Origin of the sequence: Aeromonas sp. FDAARGOS 1418, from assembly GCF_019048585.1 — a bacterium.
Classification (GTDB): domain Bacteria; phylum Pseudomonadota; class Gammaproteobacteria; order Enterobacterales; family Aeromonadaceae; genus Aeromonas; species Aeromonas caviae.
In genome coordinates this window covers 2,755,743-2,782,198 of record NZ_CP077387.1, presented here as the reverse complement: position 1 = coordinate 2,782,198, position 26,456 = coordinate 2,755,743, and the positions used below count along the sequence as shown (strand labels likewise).

The following is a 26,456-nucleotide window of genomic DNA, read 5'->3' as shown; positions in this document are numbered from 1 at the left end:
CCAACGGGTAAACACAGACTTCCCAGCACATGAAGCGTAAAGGGAAAGTCTCCGTGACAGGCGGCTATTTTACCGTCAATCACCCCCTATAACCCTTCGTCATTTTCTAAAATATCGAAAGTAAATGCCGCCAACCGTCCTATTAAATTCAATAACACGCTACCAGGACGCGAATATGCTGGAATAAAGTCCTTAATTTCTCTTTTATAAAAATAGATGGCTCTCTTGGCACCCATTTCTACGACAGCTTCTGTCACAGAGCCCCTTGACAGGGGCCATGGGGATGGAAAACCGAAGCATCGCCCCTCCTTTTTCAAGCCAAAAATTGAATTTAAATTCAATAAAATCGGTTCACTCTCTCCCGTCATGCGCTGTATCTGCCCGCAGCCTCTTGCCCTGCTCCCCTCGCCAGCATGATGAACATCGTTTTTACCTATTTTCATCAAAAGAGAACGGGTGGAAATAACCCTCGGATGAGGTTCAATAATTCCACCTGGATCGCACTTTTGGCATCCCTCACCCCCCTCAATTGATCTAGCGCAACTCCCACGGGGATAAATGATTATCCATTTTACCCATTTGGTATTATTCCCCCGAGCAATTGCATAAATACCAATTTATATGCAGCCATAACAATGGATCGGCCTGCCATGCCCGTCGATGATGAGCACAGATGTCCACACCAAGATGGAACGGTCAGGCCCGACATGGACTTTTTATCTGGGAGTGATGACCGTGGGTTCATATGACAAGCTATTTCGACCAGGGCTGGCGGCCCTGCTGCTGACTGCCCTGCTGGGCGCAGGCAGTCTGGCGCAGGCAGAAGACAGTGCCCCCAAAGGCAAGATCGAGGCGCGCAGCGAGCTGTTCGCCAAGGATCACGCCGATCAGTTCACCAGCTGGAAAGGCACCAGCGAGAGCCGCGAGCGCACCGACGCCCTGGCGGAAGATCCGCAGATGGTGGTGCTCTGGGCCGGCTACCCCTTCTCCAAGGATTACAACAAGCCGCGCGGCCACTTCTATGCGCTGACCGACGTGCGGGAAACCCTGCGCACCGGCGCCCCCAAGACTGCCGAAGACGGTCCGCTGCCCATGGCCTGCTGGAGTTGCAAAGGCCCGGACGTGGCCCGCGTCATCGACGAGAAGGGTGAGGATGGCTACTTCAAGGGGATGTGGGCAAAAGGCGGACCGGAAATCGTCAACACCATCGGCTGCGCCGACTGCCACGACACCGCCTCGAAAGAGTTCAAGGAGGGCAAGCCCGCCCTGCACCTCTCCCGTCCCTATGCCGACCGGGCCATGACCGCCATCGGCAAGCCGTTCAAGGAGCAGGGGCGCTTCGATCAGCAGTCCCAGGTGTGCGGCCAGTGCCACGTGGAGTACTACTTCAGCGGCCCGACCAAGGCGGTGAAATTCCCCTGGGACAAGGGCACCACAGTGGAGCAGATGGAGCAGTATTACGATGAAATAGGCTTTGCCGACTGGACCCACGCCCTCTCCAGGACCCCCATGCTCAAAGCCCAGCACCCCGAGTACGAGACCTGGCGCGCCGGCATTCACGGCCAGAACAACGTCGCCTGCGTCGACTGCCACATGCCCAAGGTGCAGAACGAACAGGGCAAGGTCTACACCGATCACAAGGTAGGCAACCCCTTCGATCGCTTCGATCAGACCTGCCGCAACTGCCACACCCAGAGCAAGGAGATGCTGCAAGGGGTGGTCAAGCAACGCAAGGATGCCGTCACCGAGATCAAACTCAAAGTCGAGAAGCAGCTGGTGCACGCCCACTTTGAAGCCAAGGCCGCCTGGGATGCCGGCGCCACCGAAGCCGAGATGAAGGACATTCTGCAGGACATCCGTCACGCCCAATGGCGCTGGGACTTCTCCATCGCCTCCCACGGGGTGCAGATGCACGCCCCGGAAGTGGCGCTGCGCATGCTGGGAACCGCCCTGGACAAGGCCGCCGACGCCCGCACCAAGCTGGCACGCCTGCTGGCCGCCAAGGGGATCAGCCACGAGATCGCCATTCCTGACATCTCCAGCAAGGAGAAGGCCCAGGCCGCTCTTGGCATGGACATGAAGCAGATGAACAGCGACAAGGCCCAGTTCCTCAAGACCACTGTCCCCGCCTGGGATGCCGAGGCCAAAGCGGCCGGACGGCTCGCACAATGACGAGGCATGCGGGCCCGCAGTGTCGGGCCCGCAGCCGGATGGAGGCTTCCTATGGGTGATTTAACGATGGATTTCTTACGACTGATGCTGATGGCAGCCATGCTGCTCACCAGCCTGCAGGGCCAGGCCGCCGATGCGGCAACCGCCCCGGCACCGACTACACATGAAGTGGAATTTCTGCGCAGTGCCGACAAGGCCTGCACCGACTGCCACAAGGAGCAGGTCGAAGGCATGCACGGCAAGCACGGCCAGGCGACCAACCCCAACAACCTGGCGCCGGTCACCTGCACCAACTGCCACGGTCAACCCTCCCCCCAACACCGGGAAGGGGTCAAGGACGTGATGCGCTTTAGCGACAGCTTCAATAACAAACAGAGCACCGAGCGCTACCCCATCGCTGAGCAGAACGGGGTCTGCATGAGTTGTCACGAGCCCAAGCCGCTGCGCGAGGCGCTCTGGGCCCACGACGTGCACGCCACCAAGCTCACCTGCACCAGTTGCCACCAGTTGCACCCGACCAAGGAGCCCATGGTGGCTATTCCGGAGAAGTCCCGCATCAAGCTCTGCGTCGACTGCCACAGCAAGCAGCATGAGGCCGTCAAGGCGGCCAAGGCGAACACCACCTCGGGCAAGGAGGCACAATGAGCTGCTCTCGCCGTCACTTCATGGCGGGGATGAGCGCGGGGGCCCTCATCATGATGACGGGGGCTGCTCGTGCCAACACCCGCTCCCTTGCCACCACCCTCGCCCACAGCCAGACCATCGACGGGATACGCTTTGGCATGCTCCACGACGAGACGGCCTGCATCGGCTGCACCGCCTGCATGGATGCCTGCCGGGAGGTGAATCAGGTGCCAGAGGGGGTCTCGCGCCTCGAGATCATCCGCTCCGGCCCCATCGGCACCTTCCCCGATGCCGAGTACCACTTCTTTCGCAAGTCCTGCCAGCACTGCGACAACGCCCCCTGCGTGCACGTCTGCCCGACCGGTGCCTCCCATATCCGCAAGGAGGATGGCATCGTCGACGTCAACCCGGATCTCTGCGTTGGCTGCATGTACTGTCTGGCCGCCTGCCCCTATCAGGTGCGCTTTATCAACCCTGTCACCAAGGTGGCGGACAAGTGCGACTTTTGCCGCAAGACCAACCTGGCGGCGGGCAAGGAGCCGGCGTGCGTGGAATCCTGCCCCACCAAGGCGCTGGTGTTCGGCAATCTGAATGACCCGGACAGCCCCATCGCCAAACGGCTGGTAAAGGAGACCACCTATCGCTACAAGCAGGCACTCGGCACCTCGCCCAAGATGTACCGCGTGCCCAAAGGGGAGATAAAGTCATGACGATGCAAGAGGCATTTCACTTCCCTTCCCTCGTGTGGGGATTTGTCCGATCGCCATCTACCGCAGTAACAGAAGGAGGAATGGATCATGTTGCATGACGCATTTCACTTCCCCTCACTCGTGTGGGACTGGCCCATCGCCATCTATCTCTTTCTGCTCGGCATCTCCGCCGGGGCCACCACCCTCTCGGTGCTGCTGCGCCGCAAGGGGGCCGGCAGCGAGAGCGGCATCATCAAGGCGACCGCCATTCTGGCGCCGGTGAGCGTGGTGCTGGGGTTACTGATCCTCATCTTCCACCTGGCCCGCCCCTGGACCTTCTGGAAGCTGATGTTCCACTACCAGTTCGACTCCGTGATGTCGATGGGGGTCATGCTGTTTCAGGTCTACATGGCGGTGCTGTTCGCCTGGCTGGCGGTGGTGTTTCGGACCGAGATCGAGACCTTGCGCCGTCACCTGCTGCAAGAGAAGTTCGCCTTTGTGGATGGTCTGATTGGCTGGCTCGCCCGCATCGAGCGGCTGCTGGCGCCGCTCTTGCTGCTGCTCGCCGTGCTCTTGGGGGCCTACACCGGCTTTCTGCTGTCGGCGCTCAAGACCTATCCGCTGTTGAACAACCCGGTGCTGCCGGTGCTGTTCCTCATCTCCGGCGTCAGCTCCGGCATCGCCTCCACCATCTTGCTGGCGGTCATCCTGTTCAAGGAGAACCATCACAGCCAGGGGGTGAGCTTTGTCCACCGCTTCGAGCGGCCGGTGCTGGCGGTGGAGGTGTTGCTGCTGGTCTGCTTCTTTACCGGCCTCTACTTCGGTGGCGGCCAGAAGGAGGCAGCCATGTGGGCCGCCATCGGCAGCGGCTTCTGGGCTCAGGTGTTCTGGCTCGGGGTGGTGGGCATCGGCATGCTGCTGCCCCAGTTTCTGGCCCTGCTGGCCCCCGCGCCGCTGCGGGCCAAAAACGGCTATCTGGTGCTGGTCTGCAGCCTGACCCTGGTGGGGATCCTGCTGCTGCGCTACTTCGTGCTCTACGCCGGCCAGATGACAGTAGTTTAAAGGTATGCTCACCAGCGCCAGCCACCCTCGGGTGACTGGCGCTGGTTTGTTGCTGGCCCAATGAATTTCTGGTGATGCCACACCCGTTGCTTGGCAATGTGTTCCCCCAAAGGGAGACGACGCGGCGTGTGTGGCATGACATGAATGACATCAAAGATTGAACCGGAGGTTGTGTGCTGGCGGAGCTCGGCTATCTCTCACTGTTGCTGGCGACCGGGCTCGCCCTGCTGCAAGGGCTGCTGCCCTGGCTGGGATTGCGGCTCGCCTCACGCCCGCTGCTGGGCTGCGCAAAGCCGCTGGCCCTCCTGGTCGCGCTCCTGCTCGGGGCAGCCCTGCTGCTGCTCGCCAGCTGTTTTGGCCAGGATGACTTCACCCTGGTCTATGTGGCCCAGCACGCCAACAGCGCCCTGCCCCTTGGCTTCAAGCTGGCGGCCGTGTGGGGCGGCCACGAGGGCTCCATGCTGTTCTTCGTCTTTGCGCTGGGGCTGTGGGGCGCGCTGGTGGCCCTTTGCTCCAGGCGGGTCGATCCGCTGATCCGCACCCGGGTACTGGCCATCATGGGGCTGATCGTCGGGCTGTTCGGCCTCTATACCCTGATCTTCTCCAGCCCGTTTGACCGCCAGTTCCCGGGACCGCTGGAGGGGCGCGATCTCAACCCCATGCTGCAGGACATCGGCCTCATCCTCCACCCGCCCCTGCTCTATCTCGGTTATGTCGGCTTTGCGGTCAACTTCGCCTTCGCCATGGCGGCGCTGCACTCGGGTCGGCTCGATGGCGCCGTGGCCCACTGGAGCCGCCCCTGGGCGCTCGGTTCCTGGGTGTTTCTCACCGCCGGTATAGTGCTCGGCTCCTGGTGGGCCTATTACGAGCTCGGCTGGGGGGGCTGGTGGTTCTGGGATCCGGTGGAAAACGCCTCCCTCTTGCCCTGGCTGCTCGGCACCGCCCTGCTGCACGCCCTGGTGGTGTGCGAGAAGCGCGGCGCTTACGGCCACGCCGTGCTGCTGCTCTCCATCTTTACCTTTTCCCTGAGCCTGCTCGGCACCTTTGTGGTGCGCTCCGGGGTGCTCACCTCGGTGCACGCCTTTGCGGTCGACCCCAGCCGCGGTCTCACTCTGTTGCTGCTGCTCGGTCTGCTATTGACCTGCGCCCTCACCCTGTTTGCCCTGCGGGCGGACATTCGCGCCCCCTACGCCCGCTTCGGCTTGCTGTCAAAAGAGGGACTGCTCGGCGCCACCATCTTGCTGCTTTGCGTGGCCTGCGCCAGCGTGCTGCTCGGCACCTTCTACCCCATGGTGTTCCAGTCGCTCCATCTGGGCTCGCTCTCGGTGGGCGCCCCCTATTTCAATACCATCTTCGTGCCGCTGGCCCTCTGCCTGATGGCGCTGATGACCCAGCTGCCGCGCCTGCGCTGGCAGCAGCTTGCTGCGCGTTCCCGGCTCAACACCCTGTTGCCGCCGCTGTTTGGGCTGCTCGGTGGCGGGCTGCTCAGCCTCGCCTATCGCGAACAGGGGACCCCGGGCTGGAGCGGCATCCTCGCCAATATGGTAAGTCTCTGGCTCATCGCGAGCCTGCTGCTCAATGTCTCATTCAAGACTCGCGACCTGAGTGCCAGCCGGCTCGGCAGCCTGCTGGCCCACCTCGGGGTGGCAGTGTGCGCCCTCGGCATTGCGCAGGTGAGTCACCACAGTCAGGAGGGGGGCGCGGTACTCGCCGCAGGCCAGCCCTATCGGCTCGGCGCCTTCGAGTTTCGCTATGAGGGGAGCGAGCCGCTCATCGGCCCCAACTACACCGCCGAGCGCATCACCTTGAGCGCGCATAAAGACGGTAAAGAGGTGGCGCGGCTGACGCCGGAGCGGCGTCACTACAGCGTGCGCACCATGAACATGAACGAACCCGGGATCAAATGGGGAATGCTTGGCGATCTCTACGTGGTGCTTGGCGAGAAGATGGGACCCGGCGCCTATGCCATGCGGCTGCACTACAAGCCACTGGTGCGCTGGATCTGGTTCGGTGGCCTGTTGATGATGGCGGGTGGCACCCTGCGCCTGCTCGCCCGCCGGCCGCTGCTGGCTAACCATCCTGCCCCAGCTGCTGCCCCCTCCCCTCGGCTTGAACAGGAGTCCTTATGAACGCCCGTTTGCGCCTGTTCGTGCCACTCGTGCTCACCCTGGGGCTCGGTGCCCTGCTCTGGCTCGGCCTTGGCAACAACCCCTACAGCCAGGATGAGGCCGTCGCAGGGCGCACCCTGCCCGCGTGGCAGAGTGACGATCTGTTTGGCGGCGCCCCCATCCACACCGCGGCGCTCAAGGGGGAGCCCTTCGTGCTCAACGTCTGGGCCAGCTGGTGCCCCAACTGCCGCGCCGAGCATCCGCTGCTGGGTGAGCTGGCCAGCGCCGTGCCCCTCTATGGCCTCAACTACCGGGACAAGGGCGATGCCGCCCGCGCCTGGCTCACCGAGGCGGGCAACCCCTATCGCGCCGTGCTGACCGACCCCGACGGCCGACTCGCGCTGGAGCTCGGCGTCTACGGCACGCCGGAGACCTATCTCTTCGCCGGCGACGGCACCCTGCTGACCCGCCACACGGGTGAGCTCACCCGGGACATCTGGCAACGCCAGTTTGCCCCCCTGCTTGCAAAGGTACGCAGCAACACCGCTAGCCAGCCCGAAGTGGAAAGAGAAGCAGAGAGAGAAGTGCAGGAGAGCAAGCCATGAGCCGTCTCGGCCACGCCCTGATAGCGCAGCTCTTGCTGGCCTTGAGCCTCGGGGCCCTTGCCAGCGGGGTCGACACCTATGAGTTTCGCCACCCCGAGCGGCAGACCCGTGCTCAGGAGCTGGCCCGCTCCCTGCGCTGCCCCCAGTGCCAGAACCAGAATCTGGTGGAGTCCAACTCCCCCATTGCCCGGGATCTGCGGCTCGAGGTCTACCGCTGGGTGGACGAGGGGCAGTCTGATGAGCAGGTGATCGCCCGCATGACGGAGCGATTCGGCGACTTCGTGCGCTACGATCCCCCCTTCAAGCGCAGCACGGCGCTGCTGTGGGGCGGCCCCGCCCTCTTGCTGTTGCTGGCGCTCCATCGCCTGCGCAGGAGCCTGCATCGCCGGCAACCGGCGCGGGTGCCGCTTATCGGCGACAGAGCCGAGGGGGTGCTCGCCCACGACCCCAGGGCCGAACTGAACCGGCTGATCATGGCCGAGCAGCAGGCGAGGCTTGCCCCCCACAGCCGCCTCTACCGGGAGCTGGAGCTGGCCCGCCTCGCCAACGCCACCCCACTTGCCGAACAGGCCCTGCGCGAGCGGCTGGCCAAGGACCGCACCGCCCGTCCGCTGCCCTGGCTGCGCTCCTGGATACTGCTTGGGGGCCTGCTGCTGGCGCTGATGGCCGGTATTTATGCCGGCACCGGCCGCTATCAGGCGTGGCAGGCTTATCAGTCGCGCCCCGATCCGCTGGCGGGATTGAGCCCGCGGGATCTGCAGGACAAGGAGCTGGGCGCCCTGCACCAGCGCCTGCAAGCCAACCCTGCCGATCTCGACGGCTGGGCGGCGCTCGGTCAGCTCTATCTCTATCGGGACGAGTACGACAACGCCTTGCTCGCCTACCAGCGCCTCGCCCTGCAAGAAGGGGGGGCCAGCGCGGCGACCCAGGCCGCCCAGGCTACCGTGCTCTACTACCAGGCAGGCCAGCAGCTCACCCCGGAGGCGCAGCGCCTACTCGATAGTGCGCTCAAACAGGACAAGGGCGAGGTGAGCGCCCTGATGCTGCTCGCCTCCGATCACTTCCTGCATGGTCGCTACAGCCAGGCCATTGCGCTGTGGCAGCAACTGCTCGATGAAGAGCGCCCCCGCATCAATCGGGCCGCGCTGATCCAGGCCATTCAGACCGCAAGGATGATGGGAGGATGAAGCGGGGCAAAACGGCGATAATGCAGCGGGCCATCTTCCCTGCCGGGCGCCGTTTTTATCGCCATGGTCGCCATTAACGACCCCTTCATCATCCCAAGGCGCCGAAAGGTGCAAAAAGAGTCGTCATCCCGCTCCTCGCCAGCATATAGTGCGCCCCCGTGGTGGCGTGTCTGGCATGGCCTGACAGGCCTCTATGACTCCCTTTATCGGGCCTAATAGCCCCGATGCGGGGGATTTCAAGGTGCGCTGGCCCATAAAATGGAAATATCCGGCCACCAGACGTTGTGAAGCGTCAATTACCGTCATATAACTTAGCCAAATGTCCCTGTGAGTCGTAGTAGAGTCAAATCATGAACCTTCGTCCTTTTCTTCCCTTGCTGCTCGGCGCCTTCCTCCTTCCCGCCAGCATGGAAAGCGCCCATGCCAACCCGTTTTCTGCGACCTCTTCTTCCACCAACAGCCTGCTCGAACCCCGCAGCAACCTGCCGCTGAGATCCGATGCCTACGTGGTCGTCAACCCGAAAACCGGCGAGACACTGGCAGAGCGCAACGCCAACCGGGTGATGTCCATCGCCTCCATCACCAAGCTGATGACAGCGCTGGTGGTACTGGATGGCAATCAGCGCCTCAACGAGACCCTCACCGTCACCATGGATGACGTTGACAGACTCAAGGGCACGGGGTCGCGCCTCGCGGTGGGCTCGCGCCTGAGCCGCGCCGACATGCTGCACATCGCACTGATGTCCTCTGAAAACCGCGCCGCCTCCGCCTTGGGACGGCACTACCCGGGTGGCCGCAAAGCCTTTATCGAGGCAATGAATGCCAAGGCCCGCATGCTCGGCATGTGGAGCACTCATTTCGCCGACAGCACCGGGCTCAACCCCCGCAACGTCTCCACCGCACACGATCTCGCCAAACTGGCTGCTGCCGCATCCACCTACCCGCTGATCCGCCAGTACACCGCCTCCGAGCAGCGTCTGGTACGCAACGGCAAGCGCCAGCTGCACTACCTCAACTCCAACCGCCTGGTACGGGAAGGAAGCTGGCCCATTCTGGTCTCCAAGACCGGTTATATCCGCGAGGCGGGGCGCTGCCTGGTGATGGGAACCCGGGTCAACAACGAGCCCGTGGTCATGGTGCTGCTTCACGCCAACACCACGGATGAACGGGTCGCCGATGCCAGAAAGATCAAGAGCTGGCTGGAAACCTCGGGCCGCATGACCCTGACGGCGCAGTCCACTCCCCAGCCCAGGCTCTTCAGCAGCCAGTAACGGCTACGAGAACAAGGGCCCCCGAACCGGCAGGTGCGGGGGCCTTTTTCATGAGTGGCAATCACCCCCTATTGCCTCTTTCTGCTCTCCCCCAGTGATCCCGACCGTATGGTGCTTCGTTAAGGAGGCAGAGAGAAACCAAGGGCATCAACAGGGCCGCCACATGCACCTCAAACCCCATCTACCCGAGAAGATCTGTCCCGTCTGCCAACGTCCTTTTGCCTGGCGGCGCAAGTGGGCCCGCTGCTGGCAGGAAGTGCGTTATTGCAGCGAACGCTGCCGTCGTCGGAAGGAGCACCCCTGATGGAGCTGCGCCTCATTCTCGGGGATCAACTGAACGCAGGTCACAGCTGGTTTCGCACGCAGGATCCCGCTGTCTGCTACCTGATGGCGGAGCTGCGCCAGGAGACGGACTACTGCCGCCACCATCGCCAGAAGGTGCTCGCCTTCTTTGCCGCCATGCGCGCCTTCGCCGCCGCCCTCACCAAGGCGGGCCACCGGGTCTGCTACCTGACTCTCGATGAGAGCGCCCCCTGGCCCGATTTGCCGAGCTTGCTGGCGGCCCAGCTCGAAGCGCATCAGGCCGAGCGCTTCGCCTGGCAGAGCCCGGACGAGTGGCGCCTTGCAAGCCAGCTGACCCAGTGGGCCTCAGGCCTTGCCATCCCGACCGCTGAGGTGGACAGCGAACATTTTCTCACCCCCCGCGATGGCTGGCGACGCTACCCCCACAGCCGGATGGAGTTCTTCTACCGCGCCCTGCGAAAGCAGTACCGGGTGTTGCTCGATGAGCGCGGCCAGCCCCTTGGGGGGCGCTGGAACTTCGATGCCGAGAATCGCGCCAAATTGCCGGCGAGCCAACCCATCCCGGCGCCCCTCACCTTTGCCAACGAGGTGAGCGACATCGATGCCATGCTGACCCACCACTGCGTCGCCACCATTGGCAGTGCCGATGCCGACGCCCTGCCCTGGCCCGTCACCCGGCGCCAGAGCCGCGCACTGCTTGAACACTTCCTTGCACACTGCCTGCCCCACTTCGGTCGCTATCAGGATGCCCTGAGCGAACGGGGCTGGAGCCTGTTCCACAGCCGCTTGTCGTTTTCCATGAACAGCAAGATGCTCCATCCCCTCGAGGTGATCCGCGCTGCGCAAGCTCACTGGCAGGCCAATCAGGCCACCATTTCCCTGGCGCAGGTGGAGGGGTTCATCCGCCAGATCCTCGGCTGGCGCGAGTTTGTCCGCGCCCTCTACTGGGAAAAGATGCCCGAGTATCGGCGCACCAACTTTCTCGGGGCCGAGCGACCCCTGCCCGGTTTTTTCTGGAATGGAGAAACCAGCATGGCCTGCGTGCGTCACGCCATTCGACAGTCTCTGGAGCACGCCTATGCCCACCATATCCAGCGGCTGATGGTGACCGGCAACTTCGCCCTGCTGGCGGGGATCCACCCTGACGAGGTGGATGCCTGGTATCTGGGTATCTATGTGGATGCCATCGAGTGGGTGGAACTGCCCAACACCCGCGGCATGAGCCAGTTTGCCGATGGCGGTTTGATGGGCAGCAAGCCCTACGCCAGCAGCGGCGCCTATCTCGAGCGGATGGGCCACTACTGCAAGGGGTGTCACTATCAGGTGAAGGCCCGCAGCGGGCCGGACAGCTGCCCCTTCAACAGCCTCTATTGGCACTTTCTCTGGCGCAACCGGGACAAACTTGGCAACAACCCTCGCCTCGCCCTGCCCTATGCCAACTGGGATGGCCAAACCACAGAACAGCAGCAAGCCATCCTGACGACGGCAGAGCATCATCTGCTCCACCTGGAGCGGCTCTGAATCGACCGGATTTTATGCCAGAAAGTGAGCAAATGACAACATTGAGAGCCAGTTAACAAAATGTGAATAGCGATAACCACCAATGACATCGACACCAGTTGAATATCCTGTGGCGGCTGATTAAGGTGGAGGCCCCAGTCAAGGAGAGACAAGATGGACATAGTGGTACTCGGTGGTGGCGTGGTCGGTGTGACCAGCGCCTGGTATCTGGCCAAGGCCGGTCACAAAGTGACCCTGCTGGAGCGGCGTGACGGGGTGGCCCTTGAAACCAGCCATGCCAACGCGGGTCAGATCTCCCCGGGTTATGCTTCCCCCTGGGCTGCCCCCGGCATTCCCCTCAAGGCCGCCAAATGGCTGCTGCAAAAGCACGCCCCCTTCACGGTGCGGCCCACCTCGGACCCCTTCCAGCTGCGCTGGATGCTGAAGATGTTCGCCAACTGCACGCCAGCGGCCTATGCGGTCAACAAGGGGCGCATGGTACGGCTGGCCGAATACAGCCGCGACTGCATGAAGCAGTTGCGGGGCGAGCTGGCGCTCGACTACGAAGGGCGCCAGCTCGGCACCCTGCAACTGTTTCGCAGTCAGGCCCAGCTCGATGCCAGCCAGCGCGATATCGCCGTGCTCGAGGAGTACGGCGTCCCCTATCAGTCTCTGAATGCCGACGGCTGCGAGGAGGTCGAGCCCGCCCTGGCAAGGGTGCGTGGCAAGGTGGTGGGGGGCCTGCGCCTGCCGGGAGATGAAACCGGTGACTGTTTCCGCTTCACCCAGGCCCTGGCGGACGAGGCCCGCAAGCTCGGGGTGAGCTTCGTCTTCAACTGCGCCATCGACGAGGTCGAGATCGCGAAGGGACGCGCCGTGGCGGTCCGTGCCGGCGAGCAGCGCTTCCAGGCCGACGCCATCGTCTGTGCCCTCGGCAGTTATGGCACCGGCTTCCTGCGCCCCCTCGGAATTGAGCTCCCCGTCTACCCGGTCAAGGGGTACTCCCTCACCCTGCCGATGACGGATGCCGAGGGCGCCCCGCGCAGCACTGTGCTGGACGAGACCTACAAGGTCGCCATCACCCGCTTCGACGAACGGATCCGGGTGGGCGGCATGGCCGAACTCTCGGGCTTCAACCTGGCGCTCAACCCCAGACGCCACGATACCCTGGCCATGGTGGTGAGGGATCTCTTCCCTCAGGGGGGAAATCTGGAGCAGGCCACCTTCTGGACCGGGCTACGCCCCATGACGCCGGACGGCACGCCCCTGGTGGGCCCAAGCCCCATCCCCGGGCTCTGGCTCAATACCGGCCACGGTACCCTGGGCTGGACCATGGCGGCAGGATCGGGCCAGTTGCTCAGCGATCTCATCTCGGGCAATACCCCGGATATCAGCGACGAGGGGCTCACCCTGGCCCGCTACGGCTGACCCGCCGCGCCCAGGACAAGAGAGGGAGTGCCTGGCACGCCCTCGTTTTTCTTGCCCCCCTGGCTACGACGACACCGGGGTCGCCTCCTCGCTCGTCAGTCCGGGTTTCAGGGCCAGCGTGAAGAGCGCCGCCACCATGTCGGACTGGGTGATGATGCCCACCAGCTGTTCCCCTTCCACCACCGGCATGTGGTGCAGCCCCCCGTCGGAGAAGGCCTCCACCAGATCGTAGAGAGGCAGGTAGCGCCGCGCCGTCTGCACCTCCCGGGTCATCAGATCCGCGACCTGCTGCTGCTCAAGGGCCTCCTTCCCCCTCGGCTGGTGACCCGCCCGGTCGATCATCAGGTCGTGCAGGGTGATGATGCCGACCAGCCTCTCCCCCTCATCCACCACCGGCAGCGCCTTGATCTGGTGGTGGGAGAGCAGATGCCACGCTTCCATGGCGAGCGCCTGTGGCGTCGTCACGACGAGATCCCGCGACATCACATCCTGGCACCGTACCGTCCCCACTCGCCCCCGCAGGGCGTGAAGCTGGGCCTCCTGCAGCAGCTCCTGCAGATCCTGGCGGCTGATGTCCAGCAGTTCCCCGTGCTTTTGCAGGGCAAAGTCGATGTCCTGGGTGGCGAGTCGGGCACTCGGCTGGGGATCCGCCGTCTGGTGGCGATTGGGCGCCGCCTTGCCGCCATGGGGATAACGACGCCCCAGAGCGCGGTTGTAGAGCAAGCCCAGACTCAGCAGCAACAGGGAGTTGAGCAGCACCGGCAGCAGCACGTAGCCGACCCCGAGCGCCCGGATCCCCTCGCCGCCGATGACGGCGGTCAGGGCCACGGCGCCGCCGGGCGGGTGCAGGCTGCGGGTGAGGAACATGGCGGCGATGGCCAGCATCACCGCCAGGGCCGAAGCGATAGCCATGTCCGGCACCAGGCTCGCACTCAATACCCCCATCAGGGCCGACACCCCGTTGCCCACAAGGATGGACCAGGGCTGGGCCAGGGGGCTGGCCGGGGCGGCAAACAGCAGCACGGCGGAGGCCCCCATGGGGGCGATGAGCCAGTGCACCTCGAGCCCCAGCCCCCAGCGGCACAGCAAGGCGGTGCCGAACAAGCCGACGAAGGCGCCAAGGGCGCCGTAACAACTCTCTTTGACGCTGGTATTGGTCGATACCGGCAAAAAATCCCTGAACTGCATGGTGCTCCCGCAGACAATAACATTTATTTCAAATGCGCAATTCTAGCCACTTTCCCCCGTCCCGCACCAGCACCCCGCTCCGCCATGGCCATCATCCGCACGCTTTTTCCCTTCTTAACATTGTCTTAAGAGTCCGCTGGCACCCTTTACGCCATCCCAACACTGGAGCCCAACGGTATGACTCACCTCAACGATGCCCTGCGCCGCTTCGACGGCCAACGCCGGGTCTGGACGGCGGGACTGGAGCGAACCCTGCTCGGCTGGCTTGCCAGTCGCAGCGCATTGCCGCCCTCTTCGCAGGCACCCCGCCGGATCCTGGTCATTCGCAGCACCAACCGCATCGGCAACAACCTCTTCCTGCTACCCTTCCTGCACCAGCTTCATCGCGCCCATCCCCACGCCGAGCTGGAGCTGGTGTGCAGCCCCACCACCCTGCTCCCCTTCCTGGCCGATCTGCCCCTGCGGCACATTCATCAGATCCGGTTGCAGGGCAGACACCTGCCGGGCGCCCTCTCGGCACTCTCGCGTCTGCGCCGCCAGCACTACGACAGGGTCTACGTCCCCTTCGCCTCCAGTACGGATCACTTCATTGCCGCCTGGGTACAGGCCCGTGAGAAATGCGGCTTCGACGATGGCCACGGGGATCTCATCTTCCAGCGTCCGCGGGCTGCGGACAGTGAGTGCCACTACGCCCACCAGCCCCTGCAACTGCTCGGCATACCGGGCAATCCGGCTGAACCCATCCCCCTTGGCAGCCTGTTGCAGGGGCCAAGCCCGGCCTTGAGTGCGCTGCGACGAGCCCATCCTGGCCGTCCCCTGATCGGCTTTTTCACCGGTGCTCGCAAGGGCAAGGGGCTCTCCCAGCCCCAGTGGCAGCGGTTGCTTGGGGATCTGCGCCGTCACAGCCCGGATGCCCTGCTGATCCAGCTCGCGGAACCCGCCGCCCCCGAGCACCTGCTCGGGGACGTGCACGTTTCCCTTGGCAACATGGGGGAGCTGGCCCGCTTCACGGGCGGCCTCTCCCTCTTCGTCAGCGCCGACACCGGTCCCCTGCACCTGGCTGCCGCCAGCGGTGTGCCCTGTCTTGGCCTCTTTACCCAGACCGACCCAGCCCGCTACGGGTGCCTGGGCGCCCAGCACCTCAATCTGGTGATCGAGGATCGCAATGCCATCCCCCTCGACCAACAGTGGCTGACCGAGGCGCTCGCAAGCGCCCCTCACCCGGTGACGATGTCGGTTTCCCCCACCCGCTACCAGCCCGCCTCCCGCCCCGCCCTGCTCCCCCTCTAGGGAGCGGCCATGCAAAAAAGAGGGAAGGCTGTCGCCTTCCCTCTCTCGTCTTGGTGACACTCACCGGGCGCTCGTCCGGGTGAATGGAAGCCCTCAGGCCAGCTCGGCGCGCAGCGCCCGGGTGGCATCGACCATCACCTTCAGGGCAGCGGTGGTCTCTTCCCAGCCGCGGGTCTTGAGGCCGCAGTCCGGGTTCACCCAGAGCCGATCCGCCGGGATTTGTTGCGCAGCCTTGCGGATGAGGTCTTCAATCCAGCCCTGGCTCGGTACGTTCGGCGAGTGGATGTCGTAGACGCCCGGGCCGATCTCATTGGGGTAGTTGAAGCGCTCGAACGCTTCGAGCAACTGCATCTGGCTGCGGCTCGTCTCGATGGTGATCACATCCGCGTCCAGCGCCGCCACCGCCTCGATGATGAGGTTGAAGTCGCTGTAACACATGTGGGTGTGGATCTGGGTGCTGTCCACCACCGGGCTTGCGCTCAGGCGGAAGGCGCGCACCGCCCAGTCGAGATAGGCCTGGTGATCCTGCTTGCGCAGGGGCAGCCCTTCGCGGATCGCCGGCTCGTCGATCTGGATGATCTTGATGCCAGCGGCTTCCAGGTCAGCCACCTCGTCGCGAATGGCGAGGCCAATCTGCAGGGCGGACTGCTCGCGGCTCACGTCTTCGCGCGGGAAGGACCAGCAGAGAATGGTCACGGGGCCGGTCAGCATGCCCTTCACCGGCTTGTCGGTCAGGCTCTGGGCAAACTTCGTCCACTCAAGGGTCATGGGGGTCGGACGGTCGATGTCACGGGTGATCACCGGCGGCTTGACGCAGCGGGAGCCATAGCTCTGTACCCAGCCAAAGCGGGTGATGGCAAAGCCGTCCAGCAGCTCCCCGAAATACTCCACCATGTCGTTGCGCTCCGCTTCACCGTGCACCAGCACGTCCAGCCCGATGGCCTCCTGGCGCTCGATGGCGTCCTTGATCTGGGCCTGGATGCCCGCCTCGTAGGCCTGGTCATCGATGCGCCCGGCACGCCAATCCTGACGCAGCACCCGGATTTCAGAGGTCTGCGGGAAGGAGCCGATGGTGGTGGTGGGCAGGATCGGCAGCTTCAGATCCGAGCGCTGCGCGTCGGCACGCACCGGGTAGGCGCTCTGGCGATCGAAGTCACTGTTGGTCAGGCTGGCGAGTCGTGACTGCACCGCCTTCTTGTGAACCCGGCTGTCGGACTCCCGATCCACAATGGGCTGGCTGTAAGCCTCGATCTTGTCCAGGGCGCCACCGTCCAGGTAGTCGGACAGCAGCCCCAGCTCATAGCACTTTTGCAGGGCGAAGGCGAACCAGCTGCGGGTCTGGGGATCCAGCTCGTGCTCCAGGGTCAAATCCACCGGGCTGTGCAGCAAGGAACAGGAGGAGGCCACCCAGAGGCGCTCGCCAAGCTTTTCTTTCAAGGCCTTGAGGGTCGGCGCCAGCTTGGCCAGGTTGGCACGCCAGACGTTGCGGCCGTTGATGACACCCGCCGAGATGACCCACTGGGCCGGCAGGTGCGGGACCAGGGTCTCGAGCTGCTCGGGGGCAGCCACCAGATCCAGGTGCAGGCCGTCCACCTTCAGACTGGTGATGATGTCCCGCTGATGGGCCACGGACCCGAAGTAGGTGGTGAGCAGCAGCTTGCAGGGGCCGCTCAGGCGCTCATATGCCTTGAGGTAGGCCAGGCGCCACTCGTCCGGCAGGTCTAGCGCCAGGGCCGGCTCGTCGATTTGTACCCACTCCACCCCCTGGGCCGCCAGTTTGGCCAGGATCTCCTGGTAGACGATCAGCAGGCGATCCAGCAGTTCGAGGCGGGAGAAGCCGCTCTCTTTCTCCTTGCCAAGCCAGAGGTAGGAGACGGGGCCCAGCAACACCGCCTTGACCGGCAGCCCAAGGGCCTTGGCCTCTTCCACCTCGTCAAAGAGCTGGCTCCAGCCCAGCTTGAAGCGCTGGTCACGGTAAAATTCCGGCACCAGGTAGTGGTAGTTGGTGTTGAACCACTTGGTCATCTCGGCAGCGGCCGCCGCCGGGCCGGTCGGCGCACGGCCACGGGCCACCCGGAACAGGGTGTCGAGGTCGGTGTCGCCGTGGCGGTGACGGGCAGGCACGGCGTCTACCAGCAGGCTGGTACCCAGCACCTGATCGTACCAGGCAAAATCCCCCACCGGCAGCAGGTTGACCCCGGCGGTACGCTGGGCCTGCCAGTGGCGCTCACGCAGGCTCTTGCCCACGGCGACCAGCTCGGCCTGGGTGGTTTCGCCACGCCAGTAGGATTCGAGGGCAAATTTCAGTTCGCGCTTGGCGCCGATACGGGGAAAGCCCAGGGTGTGTGCGAAGGTCATAGGTTCCATTCCTTATGCTCGTTTATCTGATGAGGATCTGGATTGTTTGGCCATCCAGATGTTTACACATCCAAAATGACAAGATAAGGTGACCTTGGCTATTGAATCCTCTTCAACTGGCTCTCAAGAATTTCTCAACTGACGCACAAAGGAGCAGTGCCATGGTCGCGCCCACCCCATCCAGCCCCCCTCAGAGCAGCAATCTGGGCATCGATCTCAAACACCTGAAGACCATCAGCGCCCTGGCCGAGCAAGGGTCCCTGGCCGGGGCCGCACTCACCCTCAACCTCACCCAGTCCGCCCTCTCCCACCAGCTCAAGGAGCTGGAGACCCGCCTCAATCTGGAGCTGTTTCTTCGAAAAAGCCGCCCTCTGGTGCTGACGGCGGCAGGCCAGCATCTGCTGGCCCTGGCCCGTCAGGTGCTGCCCGCCCTGGCCCAGACCGAGCGCCAGCTGGTCGCCCTGCACAGCGGCGAGGCGGGCAGGCTGCATCTGGCCCTCGATTGCCACAGCTGCATCCAGTGGCTGCTCCCGCTGTTGCCGGACTTTCGCCGCCAGTGGCCCGGCGTGGATCTGGAGGTGGAGTCGGTGCCGGGTTTCGATGCCATCAGTGCCCTGCTTGGCGGCCAGCTCGACCTGCTGCTCACCTCGGATGTACAGGCCCGCGGGGATCTTCACTTCGAGCCGCTGTTCGCCTTCGATCTCACCCTGGTGATGGCGCCGGATCACCCCCTCTGCCAGCAGCGGCGCATCGCACCGGACGATCTGCGGCCGGAGGTGCTGCTGGTCTACCCGGTGGAGCGGGCGCGCATGGACGTGTTCAGCCGTTTCCTGCAACCGGCCGGGGTGGAGCCCGCCCGCTGCAAGCCGGTGGACAACACCTCTGTCATGCTGCAGATGGCCGCCGCCGGGCTCGGGCTCGCCGCCCTGCCCCGCTGGGCCAGCGAGGAGTTCGTGCGCCAGGGCCTGCTTGAGGCGCGCCCTCTCGGGGAGGGCATTCGCCGCCACATGTATGGCGCCGTGCGCGCCGCCGACAAAGATCAGGCCTGCCTGCAGAGCCTGTTCGAGCGCATCCGCACCCGGATGGCGGCCCAGTAAGCCGGACACAAAAAAGCCGCCAGGATCAGGCGGCTTTCATCACGGGTTGCCCGCGCAGACGAAGAGTCGGGTATCAGCATTCATCACCCCTCGCCCCACCCTGCCTTCGCGGGCAGTTGCCACAAAGCTCCCCATCCCGGCGCTTGTAGTGCAGGCAGCAGCGCTGGCGCACATAGCCCGGGAAGGCCTCGCCCCGGGGCAGCCCCGCCTCGCGCCAACCCGTCAGATGTGCCGACGGCAGGCCACAGGATTCAAGCCAGAGGGGGGCATGGGCCCTCACCTCCTCCCGACTCACCTCCCCGAAGAAATCGGGCACCCGCACCAGGGCCGCCAGCAGATCGTCCGCCAGGAGCGGGCGCACGAAACCGGGACGCAGCCGCTGCGCCGTCCCAAGGAGGGTGAACTGCCCCTGCCAGTGCGCCTGGAGTCGCTCCCCTGCCGTCTTGATCAACACGCCGGCCTCCCCTCTGATCATGGGCTCGGCCGGCAGGGTAAAACCCGACACCACGCCGGCCTCATGCCCCTGTCCCAGCCTGTCGAGGGCAGGCACGGCCTGATGGCGGTAGACGGCCACCATGGCGAGATAGATGGATTGCCAGCAGAGCATGCCCCAGCTGCGGGTGAGCCAGTAGGCGGGTCCCGCCTCTGGGTGTGCCTGCTGCCAGTGCGCATGGAGGGCTGCGGCCACCGCGGCCGACGTCGCCCCGGCGGCATCCGTCAGTGGCGGGCGTACGTCACCGGCCGCCACCAGGTTCCCCTTGAGGGACGGGATCAGGCTGGCCGCCGCCGCGAACAGGGCCTGGTGATCCGAGACGAGGGCGCGTTCCGCGTCCGCTTTCTCCCGGCCAAGGCCGTGCTCCCGACCAAGGCTGCGCGGCACACCGCGCCCCCTCTCCTCGCCCATTCGTTGAAAGGGCCCCGGGCGCGTGCCGGGGCGCAAGGTCAGAATGCGTATTTGAGTCGCGCCTCCACGCTTCGCTCGGCCCCGAACCAGCAGTTGTTCTGGTCGTAGCAGGAGTAGTAGGTCTTGTTGAACAGGTTGCTGGCGCCAAGCGATACCCCCATCCCCTTCAGGCTTGCGCTGAGGGCGGCGAGATCGTAGGAGGCGGACATGTCCATCAGGAGGTAGTCCGGTACCTTGTCGGTGTTGGCGGCATCCATCTCGGCCTCCCCCACGTAGCGCAGGCCGGCGCCCACCCGCATCCCCTCGAGGTTGCCGCCGGGGTAGTAGTTGCTCCACAGCGACGCCATCTGTCTGGGGACCCAGACCGGCGTCTTGCCCTGCAGCGTGGTGGTATCGCGCGTGATCTCCATGTCCATCAGGGTGTAGTTGAGGGCCAGATCCAGCTGGCTGGTGAGATCGGCTCTCCCCTCAAGCTCGATGCCCCTCGAGACCGTCTCCCCGGTCTGCAGCTTGGGCCCGTAGACATTGTCCGGATCCGTTACCAGGGCGTTCTTCTTGGTGATGTGGAACGCCGACAGGGTCGCCGTCTTGCTCATGTCGTCGGAGAGGAACTTGACGCCCCCTTCCCACTGATGACCGGTCGCCGGTTTGAACGCCTGGCCCTGCTTGTCCGCCCCCGGCACCGGCTCGAAACTCTCGGCATAGCTCGCATAGGGGGAGAAGCCGCCATCCAGCTCATAGAGGGCGCCGACGCGGAAGGAGAGGTTGTCCTGATCGATGTGGGCCAGGGACTGGCTGTCCGCCCCCTGATAGAGGGTCCGGCTGTCGGTGTCCATCCGGTAGCGGTCGTAGCGGGCGCCGCCGATGGCCACCAGCCGATCGAGGCGCACCTGATCCTGCAGATAGACGCCGGTCTGGGACTGACGGATCACCTTTTTATCCTGGTAGTTGAAAGTGAGTGCCTCTGGGACTATCTGGCTATGGTTCGGGTTGAAAATGTCGATGCTGGGCGCCGAGTAGTCGAGGGTATCCCGGTAGAGGATATGGGCATCCAGGTACTGGTAGTCGACCCCGAGCAGCAGGTTGTGCTGGGCAGAGCCCGTCTGCACCTTGCCCGCCAGCTGGTTGTCGATGACAACGCCGCGAGAGTCTTCATCGGTGAGATAGGCGTTGCGGGCCAGGGTGCGGTTGTCCGCCGCCAGGGCCGCGTTGTAGGTGTTGCGCTGATAGGCGGACGCATCCATGTAGCGGGCATTTTGCAGCACCTGCCAGCGCTCGTTGAAGTCGTGGCTCAGCTTGTAGCCCAGCAGGGTCACGTCCCGGTTGTACTCGTTCCAGTTCTCGTCGCCAAGGAAGGTGTCGCTGCCAAGCTGCCCCAGGGGGTTGGACTTGGCCGAGCCGCTGGCGGGCACAGTGGTGTAGATGCCGGCCTCGGGATCCTTCTGGTAGTAAAGGTTGAGGTTCAGCAGGGTGCGCTCGCCGAGCTGCCAGTCCAGGGACGGCGCAAAGACGTAGCGCTCCTCCTTCGAGGTCACCGCCTGGCCATCCTTCTCCCGGGCCAGTCCCACCAGCCGATAGGCGAGCTGCTCATTGATGGCACCGGTGCTGTCGAGGGTCATCTCCTTGAGGGTGCCCGTGCCGGTCGCCACGCTCACGTTGTGCTTGCTCTCCCGCTGGGGGCGCTTGGCGATGAGGTTGACCATGCCGCCGGGGGGCATGCTGCCATAGAGCACCGATGTCGGCCCCTTGAACACCTCCAGCTGCTCGATGGCCACCGGATCTATCTGGGGTTGCAGGTTCCAGTCGTTGTACTGGAGCAGCAGGCCGTCATAGAAGTTCTGGTAGTTGTCAAAGCCACGGATGTTGAACAGATCCAGCCGGTTGACCGCCCCGCCCCGCAGCTCGGTGTTGACGCCGGGCACGTAGCGCAGCGCCTCGCTCACCGAGCTGACACCGCGCAGCGACAGGGTCTCCCCATCCACCACCGAGATGGCCTGGGGCGTCTCGATGGGGTCGAGCCGGGTCTTGGTCGCGGTGTTGCGATAGGTCTGGCCGAGCACGGTCAGGGTCTCGTCGGCGGTGGCCGTATCCTGACTGTCGGACGCGGCGGCCTGTACAGAGCCTGCAAGCAGGGTGGAGATGGTCACGGCGACCAGGGTCAAAGGGGGGTGAACAAGCTGCATCTGATCCTCGATTACTTACTGCATGTGAATAGTAACAAATATCATTTGCATTTTATTGTTCTATTTTGCCCCGATATTAACAATTTGGGGCATGTTGGCGGGGAAGCGGGAAAAGCGAGGGTGGCAGGCATGCCATCTCCTATCGGAGGCAACATGGCAACGTCGTCGAGGCTCTCTGAGAGGGCCATCATGGCCGCCTGATGAAGGACACCGCCTTCACTCGCATCGTCAATCGGCAAGTAGCCATCACATATTCAGAACATGGCGGCATTTTAACCCCCATATTCACACTCATCAGACAAGTATGGTCGCGTTCTCCCTCCCCTTGTTGATCCTGGTCAATCGCTATTGATAAACGAGGCGATAGCATGCCCACCCTTTTATCAGCCCTGATTGAGACAATCTGAAACCATCAGCACACGCCTATGAATGAGACCGCCCACCAAAACCTGCACTGCGATACCCAGCTCAACGTCACCTTCGGAGTCATCATCCTGACCCTGCTCATCGCCCTGATGGCCGTCAGTGTCAGCATCCGGACCTCTGCCGAGCGCAAGTATCACAAGGTGGCGGCCATGTTCGTGCACAACATGGCGACCCAGTCCATCGAGCCACAGTTCAAGTCACTGGAGCATGTCCTCAACGAAACGGGCAGTGTCATCGATGAATCAGGCCTGGATGCCTTCCTCAATGAGGATCACACGCCCCTTGGCCTCTCCCTGATGCAAACGTTGGCGCTCACCCCCTATGTGAAGAGCATCCTGCTCGCCGATCCGCAGGGGCGGTTCAACTCCATCCCCCATCTGCCGGTCGGGGAGCACTTTGATGCCAGGGAGCGCCCCTGGTTTCTCGCGGCCGCCGTGCGAACCCTCTTCGTGCACTACACCGACCACTACACCAGCAAGTTCGATGACAAGAGCCGCAGCGTCTCCGTCTCCCGCCCCCTGCTCGACAAGGAGGGGGTCTTCCTCGGCACCCTGGCCATGAACGTGGATCTCGAGCAGATGAGCTATCCCCTGCGTCAGCTCATGAGCCCTCTCAAGGGGGAGTTCTACCTGGTCGATCGGGCAGGTGACATCCTGCTGCACTCGGATGTGGGGAACCTGTTTCGCCATCGCGTGGACCGCCGGCTCATCGAGCAGATGACCAACGGCGCCGACCACCTCTTCGATGCAAAGCGCCAGACCCACCTCTATTACTACTCCTTCTCCAACCCGGACTGGTTCGTCATCTATGCCGTCAGCGATGCCAGGTTCAAGGAGGTAAGCAGCAGCGAGTCCCACCAGATCCAGATCACCCTGGTGGGCTGCATGCTGATCTGCCTGCTCTGCTGGTGGTCCTTGCGTCATGTGCTCAGCAAGATGATTTTCGAGATCATCGCCCTGATGCGCACCGGACGCATCCACGCGGGCAAACCAGGGGATCAGTTGCGCCAGGAGATCCAGAGCGGCCATCGCCAGATGCTGGAAGCCGTGGAGGCGTCCAACACGGATGCCCTGACGGGTCTGTTCAATCGCCGCTGCTTTGACAAGGCACTCGACGACCAGCTGATCGCCGGCCGCCCTTTCTGCCTGGGGTTGATCGATCTGGACAACTTCAAATCCATCAATGACACCCACGGCCACCCGGTCGGTGACGACGTCCTGCGGGCGGTTGCCCGGGAAGGGCGGCAGATTGCAGGCCAGGAGGCCACCCTCTACCGCTACGGCGGCGAGGAGCTGGCCATCATCATTCCCGGGGATGACAGCACCAGAGCACGGACGATGCTCGAGCAGTGGCGCACCCAGGTGGCACAGCGACCATGGCGCGAACCGGACCTGGTGGTGACCTTCTCTGCCGGGCTGGGACTGTGGCGACAGGAGTCCGCCGAGCAACTGCTGGCGCGGGTCGATCAGGCGCTCTATCAGGCCAAGGATGCCGGCAAGAATCGGGTGCACCATGCCGACTGATCCCCTTGCACAGCGTCTGCGTCTGGCCATCGTGCTCGGGCTCCTCTTGCTGGTCGGCCTCACCGCCCTCAACCTCCTGCAGGCGGCCAGCGGCCTTCGCAAGGACAACGCGCGCAGCCTGAACCATGCTAGGGCCATGATAGAGAGCGCCATCAACGACAGTCAGTCCCTGGTCAAGGCCGCCCACCCCCTCGCCATGGGCCGCTGCCAGGATGAGCAACTGGCCCTGCGCGACCTCATCACCGCCTCCCCCTATGCGCGGGCACTCTATGTGCTGGAGGGGCAGCAACTGCGCTGTACCACCCTGCACAGGCCCATCCTCACCCGGGATATTCCCCGTGGCCCGGCGGGCAACCAGACGCTGATCCTCGCCAGACACAGCCCCATCACCGGGCAGACCGCCATCCTCTACCGTCAGCCATCCGGCGATCGCACCCTGCTGGTGGAGCTGGACGGCTTCCACATCTTCGGCGCCTTGCAGGCCGTGATGGGAGAGGACAACCTCTTCTTCCTCCTCGGGGACCAGGCACTCGATGGCCACGGCAGGACCCTGCCCGCAGCCCGCCTGCTGGAAGGGGGACAGCGTCTGCAACAGAGCGAGCCCACCGCTCATCCCTATCGCCTGGTGGCGCTCAACGGTTACAAGGAAGTGCTGGCGTTTGCCTGGGCGTACAACCAGGAGAACCTGCTTGCCGCCCCTGTGCTGGCGCTGTTGCTGGGGCTGCTCACCTTCTATCTGAGGGGGCGCAGCGGCTCCCCCCGCAGCGAGCTTGCCAGAGCCATGGCGGCCCGGGAGTTCATCCCCCATCTGCAACCCGTGATGGACAGGCAGGAACGCCTGCGCGGTTGTGAAGTGTTGATGCGCTGGCGTCATCCCACACAAGGGATGATTGCCCCCAACCACTTCATTCCCCTCGCGGAGGAGTGCGGCTACATAGTACCCATGACCCGCCAATTGATGGCCCAGACCCGGGATTATCTGCTCGAGGTAGCCGACAGGCTGCCCCCCGGCTTTCACGTCGCCGTCAATGTCTGCGCCCAGCACTTCAAAAACCGGGACATCGTCGCCGAGTGCCGCGACTTTCTCCGCGCCTTCCCGGGTCAGGATCTGCGTCTGGTGCTCGAGGTGACGGAGCGGGAGATGGTGGATGCGGACGAGCAGACCCGCGCCATCTTCGATGCCCTGGACGAGCTGGGCGTGCTCATCGCCATCGATGACTTTGGCACCGGCCACTCCAGCCTCTGCTATCTGCAGATGTTCCATGTGGACATCATCAAAATCGATCGCAGCTTTATCAAGGGAATGAAAGAGGAAGGCCCCTCCCGCCATATCGTCGAAAACATCCTGGATCTTGCCCATCGCATGGGGCTGGCTCTGGTCGCCGAGGGGGTGGAGACCCAGGAGCAGGTCGAGATGGCACGCCACTATGGCATCGACTACTTGCAGGGCTTCTACTTCGCCAAGCCGCTGCCACCGGCCCAGTTCACTGATCTCCTGGCCAGCGCCACACGCCCGGAGCCATCCCGGCGCCATGCCGAAATGAGCCTCCTTCCCTAACGGGGGGCGACGGGCAGCCAGTACTCCATGGTGGCGTCGGGCTGCTGGCCGTCAAAGCCGGGGGCATAGCGCTCCAGTTCGAAACCGTCCAGCCCCCGGTATGCCGACTCCGGCAGCCAGTGCAGGATGAACCAGTGCAGGCTCTCCCCCAGCTGGGCAATGGGTCCTTTGTGGGTGAGCACGGCATACTCCTGAGCCGGCACGTTGAGACTCGACAGGCCGGGGGGCGTAGGCGCCGTCGTGGCCACTCCGGCCCAGTAAGGCAGCCGCTCCCCTGCCCCCGACACATCCACCACCCCCAGCCATTCCCTCGACAAGCCCAGCGCCCCCGTCGCGCGCAGCGCTCGCCAGATGGCGGGCACCGTCTGCTGAAAATCCGGTGAGGCATCGAACAACCCCCGGATCGTGCCCCTGACCCCCAACAAGGTGAACGCCGGCAGGCTCTCTATGCGCACCTGCACCAGGTTGGGAGAGGCAGAGCGGGGGACCGCCGCCCGCACCAGAGGCGTGCGCAGCCCCAACCGCAGGCCCCGCTTGCGATACGCCAGCGGCGAGCAGCCAAATTGCTGCTTGAAGGCGCGGCTGAAACTCACTTCCGAGCCAAACCCGTGATCCAGCGCCACATCCAGCACCCGCAGCCGGGTGGAGAGCAGCGCCTCCGCCGCCATGCTCAGCTTCAGCTCGCGCACATAGTGAGCCACCGTCTGACCCGTCTCATGCAGGAATACCCGTTGCAACTGCCAGCGGGACCAGCAGCTCTGCCGGGCCAGCGCCTCCAGGGAGAGCGGCTGATCCAGATTGGCATGGATGTAGTCGAGCACTCGCTCGATGCGGGTGAGGTGGGCGCGCGCCTCGGGTGCCGGCTCACGGAGTGGGTGGGGAGAAGTCGGTGTCATGATGCGCTTGAGACCACGCCAGCAGAGGGCACTCTGGCCCGGGAGGGCCACATTAAACAGGGGTGTCGCGCCGACCGCAAGGCC

21 protein-coding genes are annotated in these 26,456 nt (G+C 64.1%); 15 read left to right on the top strand and 6 right to left on the bottom strand.

The features are described 5' to 3' along the window. Nucleotides 1–86: 86 nt before the first annotated feature. Entirely contained in the window at nt 87–443 is a 357-nt protein-coding gene (locus I6L48_RS13055) for a hypothetical protein (protein ID WP_216987312.1), read from the bottom strand. A gap of 286 nt (nt 444–729) precedes the next feature. On the opposite strand from I6L48_RS13055, the gene nrfA reads away from it, so the two are divergent. From nrfA to I6L48_RS13000, 11 genes are all read left to right on the top strand, one after another. Further along, a complete protein-coding gene (gene nrfA / locus I6L48_RS13050; protein ID WP_216987311.1) occupies nt 730–2,172 on the top strand; it encodes an ammonia-forming nitrite reductase cytochrome c552 subunit in 1,443 nt (480 codons plus the stop codon). Nucleotides 2,173–2,223: 51 nt separating this feature from the next. Then, complete coding sequence (gene nrfB / locus I6L48_RS13045; RefSeq protein ID WP_216987310.1) at nt 2,224–2,817, top strand: cytochrome c nitrite reductase pentaheme subunit; 594 nt, start codon at nt 2,224–2,226, stop codon at nt 2,815–2,817. Beyond that, on the top strand, nt 2,814–3,506 hold the full coding sequence (gene nrfC, locus I6L48_RS13040) for a cytochrome c nitrite reductase Fe-S protein (protein ID WP_216987309.1): 693 nt from the start codon (nt 2,814–2,816) through the stop codon (nt 3,504–3,506). The genes nrfB and nrfC overlap by 4 nt, the downstream gene beginning before the upstream one ends. 87 nt (nt 3,507–3,593) lie before the next feature. After that, nucleotides 3,594–4,547, top strand: a complete 954-nt coding sequence (gene nrfD, locus I6L48_RS13035; RefSeq protein ID WP_216987308.1) for a cytochrome c nitrite reductase subunit NrfD — start codon at nt 3,594–3,596, stop codon at nt 4,545–4,547. Between the two features lie 173 nt (nt 4,548–4,720). After that, a complete protein-coding gene (gene nrfE, locus I6L48_RS13030; protein WP_216987307.1) occupies nt 4,721–6,676 on the top strand; it encodes a heme lyase NrfEFG subunit NrfE in 1,956 nt (651 codons plus the stop codon). Beyond that, nucleotides 6,673–7,260 carry a DsbE family thiol:disulfide interchange protein gene (locus I6L48_RS13025; protein WP_216987306.1) on the top strand — a complete coding sequence of 196 codons (588 nt, stop codon included), beginning with the start codon at nt 6,673–6,675 and terminating at the stop codon, nt 7,258–7,260. The genes nrfE and I6L48_RS13025 overlap by 4 nt, the downstream gene beginning before the upstream one ends. After that, complete coding sequence (gene nrfF, locus I6L48_RS13020; RefSeq protein ID WP_216987305.1) at nt 7,257–8,447, top strand: heme lyase NrfEFG subunit NrfF; 1,191 nt, start codon at nt 7,257–7,259, stop codon at nt 8,445–8,447. Before I6L48_RS13025 ends, nrfF begins: the two co-directional genes overlap by 4 nt. A gap of 350 nt (nt 8,448–8,797) precedes the next feature. Beyond that, nucleotides 8,798–9,718 (top strand): serine hydrolase, encoded by a 921-nt coding sequence (locus I6L48_RS13015; RefSeq protein WP_029314613.1) that lies wholly within the window; start codon nt 8,798–8,800, stop codon nt 9,716–9,718. A 163-nt stretch (nt 9,719–9,881) separates the two neighbouring features. Beyond that, nucleotides 9,882–10,022, top strand: coding sequence for a DUF2256 domain-containing protein (locus I6L48_RS13010; RefSeq protein ID WP_080944260.1), 141 nt, complete (start codon nt 9,882–9,884; stop codon nt 10,020–10,022). Next, on the top strand, nt 10,022–11,542 hold the full coding sequence (locus tag I6L48_RS13005; RefSeq protein WP_216987304.1) for a cryptochrome/photolyase family protein: 1,521 nt from the start codon (nt 10,022–10,024) through the stop codon (nt 11,540–11,542). Before I6L48_RS13010 ends, I6L48_RS13005 begins: the two co-directional genes overlap by 1 nt. A 153-nt stretch (nt 11,543–11,695) precedes the next feature. Beyond that, nucleotides 11,696–12,949, top strand: a complete 1,254-nt coding sequence (locus I6L48_RS13000) for a D-amino acid dehydrogenase (RefSeq protein WP_042882483.1) — start codon at nt 11,696–11,698, stop codon at nt 12,947–12,949. 63 nt (nt 12,950–13,012) lie between these two features. On the opposite strand, the gene I6L48_RS12995 is transcribed toward I6L48_RS13000, so the two are convergent. Beyond that, nucleotides 13,013–14,137, bottom strand: coding sequence for an HPP family protein (locus tag I6L48_RS12995; RefSeq protein ID WP_113070157.1), 1,125 nt, complete (start codon nt 14,135–14,137; stop codon nt 13,013–13,015). A 177-nt stretch (nt 14,138–14,314) separates the two neighbouring features. Between I6L48_RS12995 and I6L48_RS12990 the strand changes: the two genes are divergently transcribed. Further along, complete coding sequence (locus tag I6L48_RS12990; RefSeq protein WP_113070156.1) at nt 14,315–15,427, top strand: glycosyltransferase family 9 protein; 1,113 nt, start codon at nt 14,315–14,317, stop codon at nt 15,425–15,427. Nucleotides 15,428–15,520: 93 nt separating this feature from the next. Here I6L48_RS12990 and metE read toward each other — a convergent pair whose 3' ends face one another. Continuing rightward, entirely contained in the window at nt 15,521–17,785 is a 2,265-nt protein-coding gene (metE, locus tag I6L48_RS12985) for a 5-methyltetrahydropteroyltriglutamate--homocysteine S-methyltransferase (protein WP_162726190.1), read from the bottom strand. A gap of 161 nt (nt 17,786–17,946) precedes the next feature. Between metE and I6L48_RS12980 the strand changes: the two genes are divergently transcribed. Continuing rightward, a complete protein-coding gene (locus tag I6L48_RS12980) occupies nt 17,947–18,882 on the top strand; it encodes a LysR substrate-binding domain-containing protein (protein ID WP_039041273.1) in 936 nt (311 codons plus the stop codon). Nucleotides 18,883–18,955: 73 nt separating this feature from the next. Here the strand turns inward: I6L48_RS12980 and I6L48_RS12975 are convergent, their stop codons facing one another. Together I6L48_RS12975 and I6L48_RS12970 are read right to left on the bottom strand one after the other, a co-directional pair. Beyond that, nucleotides 18,956–19,678, bottom strand: coding sequence for a siderophore ferric iron reductase (locus tag I6L48_RS12975; RefSeq protein WP_180321026.1), 723 nt, complete (start codon nt 19,676–19,678; stop codon nt 18,956–18,958). A 146-nt stretch (nt 19,679–19,824) separates the two neighbouring features. After that, complete coding sequence (locus tag I6L48_RS12970; RefSeq protein ID WP_113070153.1) at nt 19,825–21,969, bottom strand: TonB-dependent siderophore receptor; 2,145 nt, start codon at nt 21,967–21,969, stop codon at nt 19,825–19,827. Nucleotides 21,970–22,394: 425 nt separating this feature from the next. On the opposite strand from I6L48_RS12970, the gene I6L48_RS12965 reads away from it, so the two are divergent. Beyond that, complete coding sequence (locus tag I6L48_RS12965; RefSeq protein WP_216987303.1) at nt 22,395–23,918, top strand: sensor domain-containing diguanylate cyclase; 1,524 nt, start codon at nt 22,395–22,397, stop codon at nt 23,916–23,918. Next, nucleotides 23,908–25,476, top strand: a complete 1,569-nt coding sequence (locus I6L48_RS12960; protein WP_162726188.1) for an EAL domain-containing protein — start codon at nt 23,908–23,910, stop codon at nt 25,474–25,476. Before I6L48_RS12965 ends, I6L48_RS12960 begins: the two co-directional genes overlap by 11 nt. On the opposite strand, the gene I6L48_RS12955 is transcribed toward I6L48_RS12960, so the two are convergent. Continuing rightward, entirely contained in the window at nt 25,473–26,372 is a 900-nt protein-coding gene (locus tag I6L48_RS12955) for an AraC family transcriptional regulator (protein WP_113070641.1), read from the bottom strand. The genes I6L48_RS12960 and I6L48_RS12955 overlap by 4 nt on opposite strands. Nucleotides 26,373–26,456: the final 84 nt, after the last annotated feature.